This is a genomic window from Arthrobacter sp. W4I7 (assembly GCF_030816215.1).
GTDB lineage: Bacteria > Actinomycetota > Actinomycetes > Actinomycetales > Micrococcaceae > Arthrobacter > Arthrobacter siccitolerans_A.
Window position 1 is genome coordinate 37,457 of record NZ_JAUSXU010000001.1, and the last position, 14,588, is coordinate 52,044.

General features: G+C 62.4%; 12 protein-coding genes and 1 pseudogene. 10 read left to right on the top strand and 3 right to left on the bottom strand.

What is annotated here, in order from left to right; genetic code table 11:
* Positions 1 to 4: 4 nt before the first annotated feature.
* Positions 5 to 1,225, bottom strand: a complete 1,221-nt coding sequence (locus tag QF047_RS00140; protein ID WP_307272579.1) for a M20 family metallopeptidase — start codon at positions 1,223 to 1,225, stop codon at positions 5 to 7.
* 149 nt (positions 1,226 to 1,374) lie between these two features.
* On the opposite strand from QF047_RS00140, the gene QF047_RS00145 reads away from it, so the two are divergent.
* Both QF047_RS00145 and QF047_RS00150 read left to right on the top strand, forming a co-directional pair.
* Entirely contained in the window at positions 1,375 to 2,412 is a 1,038-nt protein-coding gene (locus QF047_RS00145) for an Lrp/AsnC family transcriptional regulator (RefSeq protein WP_307281667.1), read from the top strand.
* Between the two features lie 203 nt (positions 2,413 to 2,615).
* On the top strand, positions 2,616 to 3,815 hold the full coding sequence (locus QF047_RS00150; RefSeq protein WP_307272582.1) for a YbfB/YjiJ family MFS transporter: 1,200 nt from the start codon (positions 2,616 to 2,618) through the stop codon (positions 3,813 to 3,815).
* A gap of 109 nt (positions 3,816 to 3,924) precedes the next feature.
* Here QF047_RS00150 and QF047_RS00155 read toward each other — a convergent pair whose 3' ends face one another.
* Both QF047_RS00155 and QF047_RS00160 read right to left on the bottom strand, forming a co-directional pair.
* The gene (locus QF047_RS00155) at positions 3,925 to 5,040 is read right to left on the bottom strand and encodes a nitronate monooxygenase family protein (RefSeq protein ID WP_307272586.1); all 1,116 of its coding nucleotides are present in this window, start codon (positions 5,038 to 5,040) and stop codon (positions 3,925 to 3,927) included.
* Positions 5,041 to 5,213: 173 nt separating this feature from the next.
* Positions 5,214 to 6,702, bottom strand: a pseudogene (locus QF047_RS00160) (CoA-acylating methylmalonate-semialdehyde dehydrogenase).
* Positions 6,703 to 7,000: 298 nt separating this feature from the next.
* On the opposite strand from QF047_RS00160, the gene QF047_RS00165 reads away from it, so the two are divergent.
* The 8 genes from QF047_RS00165 (at position 7,001) to QF047_RS00200 (ending at position 14,541) form a co-directional block, all read left to right on the top strand.
* On the top strand, positions 7,001 to 7,960 hold the full coding sequence (locus QF047_RS00165; RefSeq protein ID WP_307272589.1) for a nitronate monooxygenase family protein: 960 nt from the start codon (positions 7,001 to 7,003) through the stop codon (positions 7,958 to 7,960).
* A gap of 47 nt (positions 7,961 to 8,007) precedes the next feature.
* Positions 8,008 to 9,408 (top strand): MFS transporter, encoded by a 1,401-nt coding sequence (locus QF047_RS00170; protein WP_307272591.1) that lies wholly within the window; start codon positions 8,008 to 8,010, stop codon positions 9,406 to 9,408.
* A gap of 30 nt (positions 9,409 to 9,438) precedes the next feature.
* Entirely contained in the window at positions 9,439 to 9,843 is a 405-nt protein-coding gene (locus tag QF047_RS00175) for a tautomerase family protein (RefSeq protein WP_307272593.1), read from the top strand.
* Positions 9,844 to 9,943: 100 nt separating this feature from the next.
* Positions 9,944 to 10,837 (top strand): LysR family transcriptional regulator, encoded by an 894-nt coding sequence (locus tag QF047_RS00180; RefSeq protein ID WP_307272595.1) that lies wholly within the window; start codon positions 9,944 to 9,946, stop codon positions 10,835 to 10,837.
* A 202-nt stretch (positions 10,838 to 11,039) separates the two neighbouring features.
* Positions 11,040 to 11,285, top strand: a complete 246-nt coding sequence (locus QF047_RS00185) for a hypothetical protein (protein ID WP_307272597.1) — start codon at positions 11,040 to 11,042, stop codon at positions 11,283 to 11,285.
* A gap of 315 nt (positions 11,286 to 11,600) precedes the next feature.
* The gene (locus QF047_RS00190) at positions 11,601 to 12,620 is read left to right on the top strand and encodes a substrate-binding domain-containing protein (RefSeq protein WP_307272600.1); all 1,020 of its coding nucleotides are present in this window, start codon (positions 11,601 to 11,603) and stop codon (positions 12,618 to 12,620) included.
* Positions 12,621 to 12,680: 60 nt separating this feature from the next.
* Entirely contained in the window at positions 12,681 to 13,727 is a 1,047-nt protein-coding gene (locus QF047_RS00195) for an ABC transporter permease (RefSeq protein ID WP_307272602.1), read from the top strand.
* Positions 13,728 to 13,731: 4 nt separating this feature from the next.
* Positions 13,732 to 14,541 (top strand): ATP-binding cassette domain-containing protein, encoded by an 810-nt coding sequence (locus QF047_RS00200; protein WP_307272604.1) that lies wholly within the window; start codon positions 13,732 to 13,734, stop codon positions 14,539 to 14,541.
* The last annotated feature ends 47 nt before the right edge of the window (positions 14,542 to 14,588 follow it).

Genomic DNA, 14,588 nt, shown 5'->3' on the forward strand with positions numbered 1-14,588 from the left:
GGGCTCAGTTGGCCGTGGCCAGGGCTGCGATGCGGGAGAGAGCCAGCTCTGCATAAAGCGCAGTTCCGTCGGACAATACGCCGTCATCAAAAGCGGCGTAGGGGGAATGGTTGAAAGCGGTTGTGGTGTGGTCCGCGCCGGGGGCGACTGCGCTGAGGGCGACGAACGTCCCGGGTACTTCTGCCAGTACCCTGGAGAAGTCCTCGGATCCGCTGAGCGGGGTGGCCCAGCGGGAGAAGCGCCGTTCGCCTAAGAGCTCTGCAATGGCCCGTTCTGCAGTATGTGTTTCGTCCTCATTGTTGACGGTGAGGGGAAACTCGTGCCGGTAATCGATGTCAACACCAAGGTCGTGGGCGGCGGCGATGCCCTTCAACAGCGTAGGAACGGCAGACATCATCCGTTCCCTGGCGGCATCGGAGAAGGTCCGGATCGTGGCTTCGATGCGGGCTGTTTCCGGAATGATGTTGCGCTTCGTGCCTGCTTGGAGGACACCCACGGTCAGGACTACCGGATCGAACATGTTGAACTGGCGGGTGATCATGACCTGCAAGGCAGTTACCATCTCTGCGGCCGCCGTGATCGGATCCTTGGCCGAATGCGGGGCCGAACCGTGGCCGCCCGCGCCCAGGACCGTAACGGTGAGCGCATCAGAGGCGCTGAGCATCACACCTGGCTTGGTAGCAAACTGGCCGTGGGGCTCCAGGGCGGAAAAGACATGCATTCCATAGGCCGCGTCTACGCGGCGCCCGGCCGCGTCCAGTACGCCTTCTCGTATCATGTGGGATGCCCCGTCCCAGCCTTCTTCGCCGGGCTGGAACATCAAGACCACGTCACCCGCAAGCTGATCCCGGCGCTCGGCCAGGATGATCGCTGCCCCCGCGAGCATGGCGGTATGGAGGTCGTGTCCGCAGGCGTGCATGGCGCCGTCGATCTTTGACGAGTACTGGACCCCGGTCCGTTCCTGGACGGGGAGTCCGTCCATGTCAGCGCGCAGGAGGACCGCCGGTTTTGTTGCTGATGTGTGCGGCGCGCTGCCCCGCAGGACTGCAGTGACCGATGTCGTGCTCTTGCCCAGCGTGATCTCGAAGGGGAGGCCGTCGAGGGCCTTGAGGACCTTTTCCTGGGTGCGGGGCAGCTGCAGGCCGATTTCCGGTTCCTGGTGCAGCTGGTGACGCAGCCGGACAATATCGTCGTGCAGTGCCCTGGCGTCAGTGGTGATTGACATTTACTACTCTCCCTTTGGCATGCGGTCCGTTGATGACCTGCCGTCCATTCTGTGGTGATGCGATTCACAGGAGCAGAAAAGGGCCGAAAAAAAGCAAAATCATGCTAGAAATTAGAGAAATTATTCATTCTAGGCGTGAAAGGACCGCTCTGGTGCTCAGTGAGGAAGACCTTGCCCTGATCAATGTGCTGCAGGTTGCGCCGCGGATCAGCTGGTCAGATGCGGCCAGCGTGCTGGGAGTGCACCCTACCAAGCTGGCCGCGCGCTGGGACAAGCTCAGGTCCTCAGGGGCGGCCTGGACGACAGCCCACCTGATCGGAGACCCCAAGCAAAGGTGCCTGGCGCTTGTTGATGTGGACTGCGACATGCAGGTCCGGAGTGACGTAACTGCGGCGCTTGCCGCCATCCCCGAAGTGCTCACAGTGGAAGAAGCTGCCAGCAACAGGGATCTCATGCTGACAGTGATCACACCCACCCTGAAGCAGTTCACGGACCAGGTGCTGCCACAGATCAAGGAGATTCCAGGTGTGTTGAAGTACCGGACCTCGCTGGGTACCCGCCTCCACTCGGCCGGCCATATATGGCGGCTGAACGCCTTGGATAAGGCGAAGCTAAATGCACTCAATACCATTGTTGGCTCCGAGGCCGTCGGATGGGCAGAAGCCAGGTCTGGATCCCCGCTGCCGCCAACCCACCTGGACCTGATTCCGTTCCTGGTGCGGGACGGAAGAGCAAGCGCCGCGGACATCGCCCGGAGCCTGGGCAGGAGCCCGGCAACGGTTCAGCGGCAGCTGAACCGCTTGGTTTCCAGCGGCCTGCTGACGTTCCGCTGCGACATCGCACAAGAGCTCTCCGGCTACCCGGTGAGCTGCCAGTGGTTCGCCAATGTGCCCCCAGGCCAGCACGAGGCCGCCGCCGCGGAACTCCGCGGGCTGAGGACCGTACGGTTCAGCGTGTCCACGAGCGGGAGAACGAACTTTCTGATCCTCATGTGGCTGAAGTCATTGGCCGATGTCATGAACGCCGAACTGGCTCTTCAACAACGCATCCCGGAGATTGAGCTCGTGGAAAGCGCGGTGATCCTCAGCTGTGCAAAGCGGATGGGCTGGATGCTCAACCCGGATTCGACCGCCAACGGCACCGTTGTAGTTTCCGGCACCGAAATGCCGCCCCTAGGACTTCCCTGACCTATGCACCTGTCGAATAAGGAACGTGAGACGCTCGGACAGCGATTATCTTGAGGCGATGATCCACACTCCGCGCGGTACAAGCCAGAAGCCCTGACCAAACCTTCACCGACACGGAGAGAGCGGCACACTTATTCCTCCCAGGCATGAATGCGGTTTTTTTGGCATTTCACACGCAGTCCCGCCACTCCTAGCGTGGATACGTGCCTCTTTTTAATCAGATCTCGCTCGCCCGTCGTCAGCCAAAGGCTGACAGTCGTTCCCATCTGTGGCTTGTTCTTCAGGCGGGTTGTGCGTTGGCCGCGGCGATGGGCATTGGGCGATTCGTCTTCACACCGATTCTTCCTTTGATGCAGGCCCAGGCAGGGGTATCTGCGCAGACGGGAGCGGATCTGGCGTCAGCCAACTACATCGGATACCTTCTGGGGGCGCTCATAGGCATTGGCATTCCCAGCGTCTCTCGTTCCCGCCTCGCTGTCCGGGTAGCTCTGGTGGTGCTCATTGGTTCCTTGGCGCTAATGCCGGCCACGGATGCCAGCATCTTCTGGTTTGCTCTGCGGCTCGTAGCGGGAGTGTCGAGCTCGATCGTGTTTGTCGTCGCCGTGTCCTCGATGTTGTCAGGCCTTGCAGCCCACACCCGTCATCTGGCCGGCTGGGGATTCGGCGGGGTAGGCGCCGGCATCTTGTTGTCCGGGGTCATGATTGCCGTTGTACGGACTGCGGCGACGTGGCAGATGACGTGGTGGATCAGTGCGGCGGTAACGTGCCTGCTGGCCGCTGCAGCCTGGAACCTTCCCGCCGCGAAGCCTGAGGCCACGGTCTCTTCCTCGACATCGCGGCCACGGACGGGCAAATGGTTCGTCGCGCTGTGGACGAGTTACACCTTGGAGGGCGTTGGTTACATCATCGCCGGAACGTTCCTCGTCGCAGCGGTACAGGTCGGCGGTTCCGCAGCGATCGGATCACTGGTGTGGATTGTGGTGGGTGCGACCGCGATACCGTCCTGCGTGTTGTGGACACGTCTGGGGCGCAAATGGACGCGTCCGACGTTGCTGTTGGTGTCTTTGGCCGTTCAGGCCGTCAGCATTGCTTTGCCGGCCCTGTTCGGAGGGACCGCGGTCGCACTGGTCGCTGCTGGGCTGTTCGGTGCCACGTTTATGGGTGTGAGTTCGTTGACCCTGGCTATCGGGGACCATCTGCAGACTCCGCGCGCGGTGGGGCTGCTGACCGCCGGCTACAGTGTCGGCCAAATCCTCGGCCCGGTCGTGGCTGCCCCGTTGTTGGGCAGCGGTTACAGCAAGGCAATGATTTTGGGCAGCATCCTGGTGTTCGCTGCCGCGGTGGCGGCCGCCCTCATGTGTCGCCGCTTCCCGCACGAGCTGAGTCCACAGCCCGTCCGCTAAAACCCCGCGTGGATCACCGGGAACGCCTGGTCGTTGACCACACACGTTTGTCCTGGATCGCTCATCGGGTTTCACCGAGGGCGATCCAGGACCATCGTCAGCTGCCCGCTTAGGGTGTCCTGTTCCTGCCGAGCAGCCGGTTCAGGATGGTGGCAGCCGGTTCGGTTGTGGCGTCGCGGTATCCGGTCCCTGCCCAGATGTTGATCCCTTCGGCATCTCCGGCGGCGGCCGCCGCCTTGCGCATCGGGCTGGTGAGGTGGTGCAGTGCGGGGTAACCTGCCGGGGCAAGGGTGTGGAACTGGCTGACGAATTCGTTCCGCAGGGCACGGGCCGGCCGTCCGGAGAAAGCGGTCGTCAGTATTGTTTCGGTCCTGATGGGATCGGCCAGGGCGTTCTTGTAGGTTTCGGAGGCGCCGCTTTCGACGGAACGGAGCAGGACGGTGCCGACGACGGCCGCTTCTGCCCCGGCCGTGAGTACCTCCCGGACTCCGTCCTGGGTGGAGATTCCTCCTGCAGCCCACAGGGGAAGGCGGACCTTTGCACGAACGCCGGCCAGCAGTTCCGTGAGCGGAATTTCCTTCACCGGGGTGTGCGGGGTCAATGTGCCGGAGTGGCCGCCGGCTTTGTACGACTGGACGATGAGTCCGTTGACGCCGAGCGCGTGGGCTTGTTCTGCTTCGTCTGGATTGGTGACGGTCTGAAATACCTGGGTGCCGGCCTTTTGCAGGCGCTGCACTGTCTCCGCTGTGGGCAGACCGAAGGTGAAGCTGACCACGGGGACCGGGTCGGCAACAAGGAGCTCGACTTTGTCGTCGAATTCATCGTCGTCTTCTGTGGGCTCCACGGCGCTTAGGTCCAGTCCGTAGCGGGAAGCCGCTTCAGCGAGAGCTTTTGTGTAGTCGGTGAATGCCTGGCGCTGGACTGGAACGGGGTTGGGCGCAAAGAGATTGACCCCGAACAGTTCTGTCCCTGCCCTTACTTCAGAGATCTGCTGCGAGAGCGCGTCGACGCTTTTGTATCCTGCAGCAAGGAACCCGAAGGCTCCTGTTGACGCGGCCGCTGCCACGAGGGCCGGAGTACTGGGTCCGCCGGCCATAGGGGCAGCAATCAGCGGCACCGTGGCTCCGAAGCTGGCCAGAACGCCGGTGGCGCGCAGTTCAGTTTTTGGCTCGTCGCTGGAAGCGTCCTTCGTAGTATCGGGGGTTGTTGGATTCTTGTTGGACATGGGGTGTCTTTCCTGCCTTCTCGGTGGCGTGGGGACTGCCTTCGCGGGTGACGTGCCGGTATGGCCATCATTGCAGTGTCGTTGCCGTGTTGACCGGTGGTGGAACCGGCTCAGCGGGACGGCCCCATCACCTTGATGGTGCCGCCCCGCTGGGGACAGAGGGAAGTTCCTGATCAGTCGTTTTGCGGGAATCCCAGGTTGAGGCCGCCGTGGCTGGGGTCCAGCCAGCGCGTGGTGACGGCCTTGCCGCGGGTGAAGAAGCCAACGCCCTCGGAACCGTGGGCATGGGTGTCACCGAACAGGGAATTCTTCCAGCCGCCGAATGAGTAGTAGGCCATGGGTACCGGAACGGGGACGTTGATGCCTACCATTCCCACCTCTACTTCGTTCTCGAAGCGCCGGGCCGCTCCGCCGTCGTTGGTGAAGATGGCGGTGCCGTTGCCGTAAGGGTTGGCGTTGATGGTCGCCAGGGCTTTGTCGTAGCTGTCGACCCGGACCACGGAGAGCACGGGCCCGAAGATTTCGTCCGTGTAGATGGACATGTCGGTGCTGACGTTATCGAACAGGGTGGGCCCTACGAAGAAGCCCTCGCCTTCGGAGTCCGGGCTGATGTTGCGGCCGTCGACAACGAGTGTGGCGCCTGCTTCTTCTCCGGCGTCAATGTAGCCGGCAACCTTGTCACGGTGCTGGGAGGTGACCAGGGGACCCATGTCGCATCCGCGGGTACCGTCGCCTGTGCGCAGACCGCGGGCCCGTTCAGCGATCTTCTCAACCAGTGGGTCGGCGATATCGCCGACGGCCAGGAGCGCCGAGATGGCCATGCAGCGTTCGCCTGCTGAGCCGAAGCCTGCGTTGATGGCAGCGTCGGCGGCGAGGTCAAGATCGGCGTCGGGCAGCACGATCATGTGGTTCTTTGCCCCACCCAGGGCCTGGACCCGCTTGCCATTGGGCGGTAGCTGTTTCATAGACGTATTTGGCGATCGGGGTGGATCCGACGAAGGAGACGGCCTTGATGTCGGGGTGATGCAGCAGCGCGTCAACTGCGACCTTGTCTCCGTGCAGGACGTTGAAGACGCCGTCCGGCAGGCCGGCTTCCTTCCACAGTTCGGCCACCCAGTTCAGGGCGGTGGGATCCTTTTCGCTGGGCTTGATCACAACGGTGTTGCCGGCAGCGATGGCTATCGGGAAGAACCACATGGGCACCATGGCCGGGAAATTGAACGGGCTGATGACCGCGACGGGCCCCAGGGGTTGCCGGATCGAGTGGATGTCGACCTTGGTGGAGGCGTTTTCGGTGTAGCTGCCCTTGATCAGGTGCGGGATGCCGCAGGCGAACTCCACGACTTCCTGGCCGCGGGTAACCTCGCCAAGTGCATCGTCGAGAACTTTGCCGTGTTCGGCGGTGATGATGGCGGCGAGCTCCTTCTTACGGGAATTCAGTAATTCCCGGAAGGCGAACAGGATCTGCGCGCGCTTTGTCAGCGAGGTGTCCCGCCATGCAGGGAACGCAGCCTTGGCGGACGCGATGGCCGCATTCGCTTCCTCCAGCGTCGCCAGTGCCACCTGCCCGGTTACTTTCCCGGTTGCCGGGTTGGTCACGGGAGCAGTCAGGTCCCCAGCCGGGACGTACTCACCGCCGATCCAGTGCTCAATAGTCTTCACAATGCTCCTTCAGGGCCTCGGCGAAGTAATGCCGTGAGTGCGGCACTCGATGTCCGTAAACGCTAGCCCGCGCCCCAGCTATCGCGCCAACAGTTTGTTCTGATGTGACCCATCAGAAAAGTAGAACGGTCGCCGCGCTCGGGCGTCGGCTCCGATCAGCTCCTCGGTTGGCCAGAGCGTTCTCAGTCAGAGATAGCTTGCATCAGAACAAACTGTTGGATTGATGTGACGCGTCCCACTAGCGTCGTCTCAAAGGATCAGGCGGTTAGTGGCCTGCCGTTACTAGGGAGGTTTTTCCTTGCTTTTACAGACTCGCCTGACAGAGGTCTTGGACATCAAACATCCAGTCGTCCTGGCACCCATGGACTACGTTTCGGACGCATCCCTGGCCGCTGCAGTATCAGGGGCCGGGGGCCTTGGCCTGATCGGGGGCGGCTACGGCGACCGTCAATGGCTTATCGACCAGTTCGACCGGGTCGAGCCGGGAACGGTGGGATGCGGGTTCATCACCTGGGCCCTTGGTAAGGAACCGGAGCTTTTGGACATCGCCCTGAAGAGGAAACCCAAAGCCATCTTCCTCTCCTTCGGTGACCCCTCTCCCTACGTGGCCAAGATTCGTAACGCCGGCATCCCCCTGATCTGCCAGGTTCACAATGTTGAACAGGCCCGGAAGGCGCTGGAGTTGGGTGTTGACGCGCTGTCGGCCCAGGGCGCCGAGGCCGGCGGCCATGGTCTGGGGACACGGTCCACGTTCACCCTGGTCCCGGAGGTCGCCGATCTGATCAGTGCCACGGCGCCGGAAACGCTTCTGCTTGCCGCGGGCGGCGTGGGAGATGGCCGCGGTCTCGCCGCGGCGCTGGCCCTCGGAGCGGACGGTGCGCTGGTCGGCACGCGCTTCTACGCCACCCACGAAGCCGCGATTTCCCGCAAAGCCCATGCCACGGCGCTCAAAGCCAGCGGAGACGATACCGTCCGGTCCTCGGTCTACGACCTGGTCCGCGAAAAGGCCTGGCCCAAGGAATACAGCGGCAGGGTGCTGCGTAACGACTTCGTCAGCCGCTGGCACGGGCAGGAGCCAGCCCTCAGTCAGACCCTGGGCGGAGCCCAGCAAACTTTCAAAGCCGCCGTCGAAAACCAGGACTACACGATCGCCAACCTCATCGTGGGCGAAGTCGTGGGACAAATCAACGAAATACTGCCTGCTGCCGAGGTAGTCGAACAGATGGTCAAGGAGGCAGGACACCGTCTTATGGCGTGAATGGCAGGTCACCCGAACCGGCATCCCCCAAAAAGCTAAGGACCACTTTGAAACAGACTCCCCAAGCGCCCGGCGAAACCCTGGCTGCACCTGGCACGCTGCGCAAAATCATCACCGCATCCAGTGTCGGCACCTTGATTGAGTGGTACGACTTCTACATTTACGGCAGCCTGGCAGTGGTCTTCTCGGGAATGTTTTTCCCGGAAGGCAACCCCCTGGCCGCCCTCCTGATCAGCATCGCCGCCTTCGGCACCGGCTTTGTCGTCCGCCCGATCGGCGCGCTCCTATTCGGCCGGATGGGGGACCGGATCGGCCGCAAGAAGACCTTCCTCGCCACCCTCATCCTGATGGGCGGGGCAACAAGCGCCATCGGACTGCTCCCCAGCTTCTCCACCATCGGCCTGTTCGCACCCGTCCTGCTCGTCCTGCTCCGCCTCGTCCAAGGCCTCGCCATCGGAGGGGAGTACGGCGGAGCAGCCATCTATATCGCCGAACACTCGCCGGCGAACAGGCGCGGCACCTACACGAGCGTCCTGCAGACCACCGCGACGGTGGGTCTGCTCCTGTCCATCACCGTGATCGTGCTGTGCCGGCTGGTTATGGGAGAAGAAGCATTCAACGCCTGGGGATGGCGAGTCCCGTTCCTGCTCTCGGCCGTGCTCGTCGTCTTCTCCTTGAAGGTACGCCTGAAAATGCACGAGTCCCCGGTGTTCACGCAGATGCGCGAATCCGGCCGGCTCTCCCAATCCCCGATCCGGGACACCGTGGCCAACCGACGCAGCGTTCTTCTTCTGCTGGCCGCCCTGTTCGGAGTAACCGCCGGCCTCGGGGTTGCCTGGTACACCAGCCAGTTCTACACGCTCTACTTCCTCCAAACCGTCCTGAAGGTCGACTTCCTGAGCGCAAACATCTGCGTCGGCGTGGCCCTGGTGCTCGGCACCCCGTTCTTCATCATTTTCGGACGGCTCTCAGACAGCTTCGGACGCCCTCCCCTCATCCTCGGGGGACTGGCCTTGTCAGCCCTGGGCTACGTGCCACTCTTCGCCTGGATCCAAACCGCTGCCCAGGCAAGGGATTTCGTTCAGATCGTCGCAGCGATCACCATCCAGATCGTCTTCGTTGCCATGATCTACGGACCCACGGCAGCCTTCCTCGTCGAAATCTTCCCCGCGCAAATCCGCTACACCGGGGTGTCCCTGTCCTACCACCTGGGCACCGGCGTCTTTGGCGGCTTCACACCGCTGATCGCACTCAGCGCATCGTCGCAAGGCAATCAGCTGGCCGGACTTCTCTACCCGGTGGTCATCACGACCTTGACTTTCATCGTCTTCCTTATCGTCCTGCGCAAGGGTGCCCACAGCGAAGTGGCCCGTCGCGCCGGACTGCGGTTCGAAGAACACCCCATCCCGACAAGCCCCGCCACGGGCGTCATAGACTCAGCCCGGTAGTAGAACCACCGACAGGAAAGGCGGGACATTGTGCCCCTCGTACGAATCGACCTGATCGAACACCGGTCCCCCGAACAGGTCCGGGAAGTGGCCGACGCAATACACGAAGCCATCGTGGAAATCCTCGGCATCCCCGAAGGGGACCGCTTCCAAATCCTCACTTCCCACAAGCCCGACGAGATCATCGCCCTCGACGCAGGCTTGGGCTTCAAACGAACCCGGCAGCTGGTGATGATTCACATCTTCACCCAAGCCGGACGTTCCCCTGAGGTGAAGCAGCAACTTTTTGCACTCCTGACCGACAAGCTGGGCCGGGTGGGCGTGCCCGCCGAGGATGTTTTCGTCGGCATCACCGAAAACACCGCGGCCGACTGGTCCTTCGGGTTTGGACGGGCCCAGTACATGACCGGTGAACTGGCGGTACCAGCCTCCTAGAGGGGCCAAGGGCGGGCCGGCCGAGTTGTTGCAGCTGGCCCGCCATTAGCCATCGCCGCTACAGATGAGCGATGATGGAACAATCAAGGCAGGAGATGTTATGGAAACAACCGATCTGCAGTACTTCCTCGCGGTGGCGCGAGCCAAGGGAATGACCCGGGCTTCAGAGGAACTGCGCACAGTCCAGTCCAACATCAGCTCGCGCATCCGCGCCCTTGAAAACGAAGTCGGCGTACCCCTGTTTTTGCGGCATGCCCGCGGAGTAACGCTCACCAGTGCAGGCGAAAAATTCCTTCCTTATGCCGAAAGGGTCGTGCAACTGATGAGGGAGGGAATCGACCTCATCGGTGATGTCGAAGACCCCCGGGGCCGGCTGGCCATTGGAGCCATGGAAACAACCGCCGGGTGGCGCCTGCCGGGCCTGCTGGCCGCCTACACCTTTGACTGCCCCCAGGTTGACCTGCTGCTGGAGACCGGACCAACCGACGACCTCGTCCAGGGCGTCCTCGACCACCGCCTGGACGGAGCCTTCGTCGCAGGCCCTGTCGGCCACCCCGAGCTTCAGGAAGCCGTCGTCTTCACCGAAGAACTCGTCCTGGTGACGTCCCGGCACGAGATCAGCCCGGAGAGCGCCCTCGTCAGCGGACAAAAAGTCCTGGTATTCCGCTCCGGCTGCTCCTACCGGGGGCGCCTGCTGACACTCATGGGCTCGCAGGGGGTCAACGCCCCCGCCGTGATGGAATTCGGAACACTCGAAGGCATCCTCGGCTGCGTCGCGGCCGGAATGGGCATCACCCTGCTGCCGCGGAAAGTTGTATCCGGCTGGGCTTCCCGTGACCAGGTGGCCATGCACCCGCTTGATGAAGGCATCGCCCGGTCGCAGACCGCGTTCATCCGAAGGACGGACGCAACCCTCTCGCCAGCCATGGCACGCTTCCTGGAGCAGGTCGAAGCGACCTCCAAGTCCGCCGACAGGGAACCCGCCTCCCGCTGATCCTGCCTCGGCAGGCAAACTGCAGCGCCTTCCTGCTGCAGTACTTCATGGCCCCAAACACGCCGCGGCCATTCCTCTGACGAATGAGCGCGCAACGGCCGAGGGCAACAGTGGAACATCCCCCAACCGCGGCCCTTCAGCGCCGCCGGTCAGACCGCCTGCACCCAGCAGTGCAGCCCCAACCCCCAAACGGGACAGAACAATGACGCCAACATCTGACACCCCAATAACTATCACCGCATCCAGCCGTTCCGAGCTGGAACAACGACTCGACGACGCGGTGTCCGCCGCCAGGCAACGAGCGATAACGTCCGGACGGGGCGAAGGCATCCTCGTCACCCGGCACGACTACAACGTATTCACGGTCGTTTTGGACAGCACCGTTCCCTTTGGACTGACCATGGAGCAGGAACACTGGCCGCATCCGGCCGCGCAAACTACCCACTGACAAACACTTCTCCCACACTGTGATGTGAGGGCGCGCTCGTGCATGCCATCGTTTGACCGGGGCTTGATGACGCGGTTGTTGTCGCCAGCTGCACAGCCACATAGCTTGCCGCCACACGTGCAGTGCTGCCGGTTCCTGTGCCGCTCCACTGTTCGTGAACATGCCCAAGAGAATCGATGTCCGGGACGCATAGCTGCGCCAAAACAGGCATTTCTCACGGCAATGTGATCCAGCTAACGTCAAATTTGCATCTCTCTTCGGGACCCCTGGCCGTTCTTGCCGGGCATCTCCCATTCCCGCATCAAAGGAGCATCAGTGTTTCGTCTTTTAAGGTCCCGCAAGTCCGCAGCCGTACTCATTGCCGCATCCATCGCTGTCACCAGTGCGGCATGCGCCCCCAGCAACAACAACGCCAACAATTCCGCCGGCGGCGAGAAGGACGTCAACATTATTGTGGTTTCGGGTCCCTTGGACGACCCGTTCTTCAGCGCCTTGAAGCGCGGAACCGACGACGCAGCCAAGCAGCTTGGTGTCACCACCCAGTACCTGAGCCCATCGTCGTCCAAAGAAGGGTCAGGACCCACCTTGGCCAGGCTCATCCGCGATGCCATCAACAAGAAGCCGGACGCCATCGTGGTGGCGAACTTCTTCCCCGATGCGGAGAACCCCGTCATCAAGGAAGCGGCGGATGCAGGCATCCCCGTCATCGTCCACAACACCGGAGCCGATAACTGGCAGGAACTTGGTGCTCTCGCTTACGTAGGCCTGGAGGCCGGCCCAGTCGGCAAGGAAGCCGCCAAGGAAATGGGCGAACGGAATGTCGACAAGGTCTTGTGCGTCAATCCCGTGCCCGGAAACCCTTTCCTGGAACAGGCCTGTGGGGGACTGGAGACCGGCATGAAGGAACAGGGCAAGTCAACGGCCACCATCACCATCCCTTACGCCGACTCGACCAACCCCACAAAAGTCACCCAGGCCATTGAGGGTGCACTGAAAGCGGATCAAAGCATCGGCGGAGTCTTTGTTTTCGGAAGTGCCGTGGCCCAGAACGCCAGGACCGCTTCGGACAATGTGGGACGCAAGATCACCATCGGTACCGGCGACGTCTCCACACAGGTCCTCAAAGACATCCAGTCCGGCTCCATGGCTTTCGCTCTGGACTCCCAGCCCTATCTCCAGTCCTACTACTCGGTCCAGATGGCAGCGCAGTACGTCCGCTACGGTATCGCCCCCGTGGGCACCATCCTCACCGGGCCCCGCGCCATCACCAAAGACAACGTGGCAGACGTCATCAAGGTCAACGAAGAATCCAAGGGCATCCGTGGAGCGTCGTAGCCGCCTGTTCCCGTCACCGTGCCAGGTGATCAGTGCCCGACCCGTACGAGAGGCATCAAGATGTCCACGCCAGTAAAGACCAAACCACAGACCGCTAAGCCCACCGAAGGCGGTGCCGGTCCCCGTCCGCGGACCCTTGCCGGCCGGACACTTCGACGCCCTGAGTTCGGGGCCCTGGTCGGCGCCGTCGCCGTCTATGCCTTCTTTATGGTCACCGCTTCCGGCGCCGGGTTCGTTTCCCTGGAGGGCACCGCCAGCTGGCTTGATACAGCCGCGGAACTGGGCATCATCGCCGCTCCTGTCGCGTTGCTGCTCATCGCCGGCGAATTCGACCTCTCGATCGGCTCCACCATCGGCGCCGCATCAATGATCGTGGCCATCAGCAGCGGCACCTACGGTATTCCCCAGTGGATCTCCATTGTCCTGGCCCTGGCGTTCAGCCTCCTCGTCGGCCTGGTCAACGGGATTGTGACGACCCGGACCAAGCTCCCGTCGTTCATCGTGACGCTGGGCACCCAGCTGGTCATCGGCGGCGCCGCACTGGGCTTCTCGAGAGCCTTGTCCGGAACGACTGCCGTGTCCCTGGGACCTGACCCGGTCATGCAGGCCTTGTTCGCATCAAAAATCGGGCCGTTCCAGTCATCCCTGCTGTGGTGGATCGGGATCACCGTCGTGGCAGCATGGATCCTGACCAGGACCCGCTTCGGGAACTGGGTCTATGCAACCGGCGGGTCGCTGGAAGTCGCCAGTGAAGCCGGCGTCCCGGTGGCACGGATCAAAATCATCCTCTTCATGGGAACCTCCTTCGGCGCGGCCCTGGTCGGCATCATGCAGACGATTGCGTTCAACGGCGGAGACGTCACCCGCGGAAGGGCCTTCGTTTTCGACGCGGTCATCGCCGCCGTCATCGGCGGTGTCCTGCTGCAAGGCGGCTACGGCTCCATGCTCGGAGTGCTGTTAGGCGTCGCCACATACGGCATCGTCAACATCGGCATCTTCTATACGGGATGGAACACCGACTACGCCCAGTTGTTCCTCGGCGCCCTGCTCCTGGTCGCCGTCATTGCGAACAACTATTTCCGCAAACTAGCCCTGACAAGTAGGTGACCTGATGACATTGAACCCCACCGGGGCCGTGACAGCCACGGATGCCCCCCTGATCGAACTGCGTGGCGTCACCAAACGCTTCACCGGCGTCACCGCAGTGGCCGATGTATCGCTGGCCGTCCGGCCAGGACAAGTGCTGTGCCTGCTCGGCCACAACGGAGCCGGAAAGTCCACACTGATCAAAATCCTCTCCGGCGTCTACACCCCGACCGAGGGCGAGATGCTGATTGACGGGACACCAGTCACGCTCGAAAGCCCCCGCGATGCGCTGGGCCGCGGAATAGCCACCGTCCATCAAGGAGCAGGAACCATTCCGTTGATGAGCGTGGCCCGCAATTTCTTCCTCGGCGCCGAACCCACGAAGGGATGGGGCCCGTTCCGCCGCATGGACAACGGGAAAGCCTCACAAATTGCACTGCAGGAAATCGCAGCACTGGGAATCCGGCGGGTTGCCGACGCAGACCAGCTCGTGGGCACCATGTCAGGCGGGGAACGCCAGGCACTGGTCATCGCCAGGGCCATGCATTTCGGGGCCAACGTCCTGATCCTCGACGAACCAACCTCCGCTTTGGGCGTTCGGGAATCGGAAACGGTCCTCAAAGCCATCGAGTCCGCCCGGGACCGCGGAGTGGGCGTCGTCCTGATCACGCACCAGGCGCACCATGCTTTGCGGGTCGGGGACCATTTCGCAGTCATCGCCCATGGCAAGCAGGTAGCCTCCTTCGCCCGGGGCGAAAAAGACGCAGCGGAAGTGATCGACCTCATGGCTGGCGGCGCCAGCATGCAGCAACTGGAAGTTGAGCAACAAGCCTGACAAACCACCGCAAGCAGCAGGGGTTTAGAACCTCCGAAGGGATAACA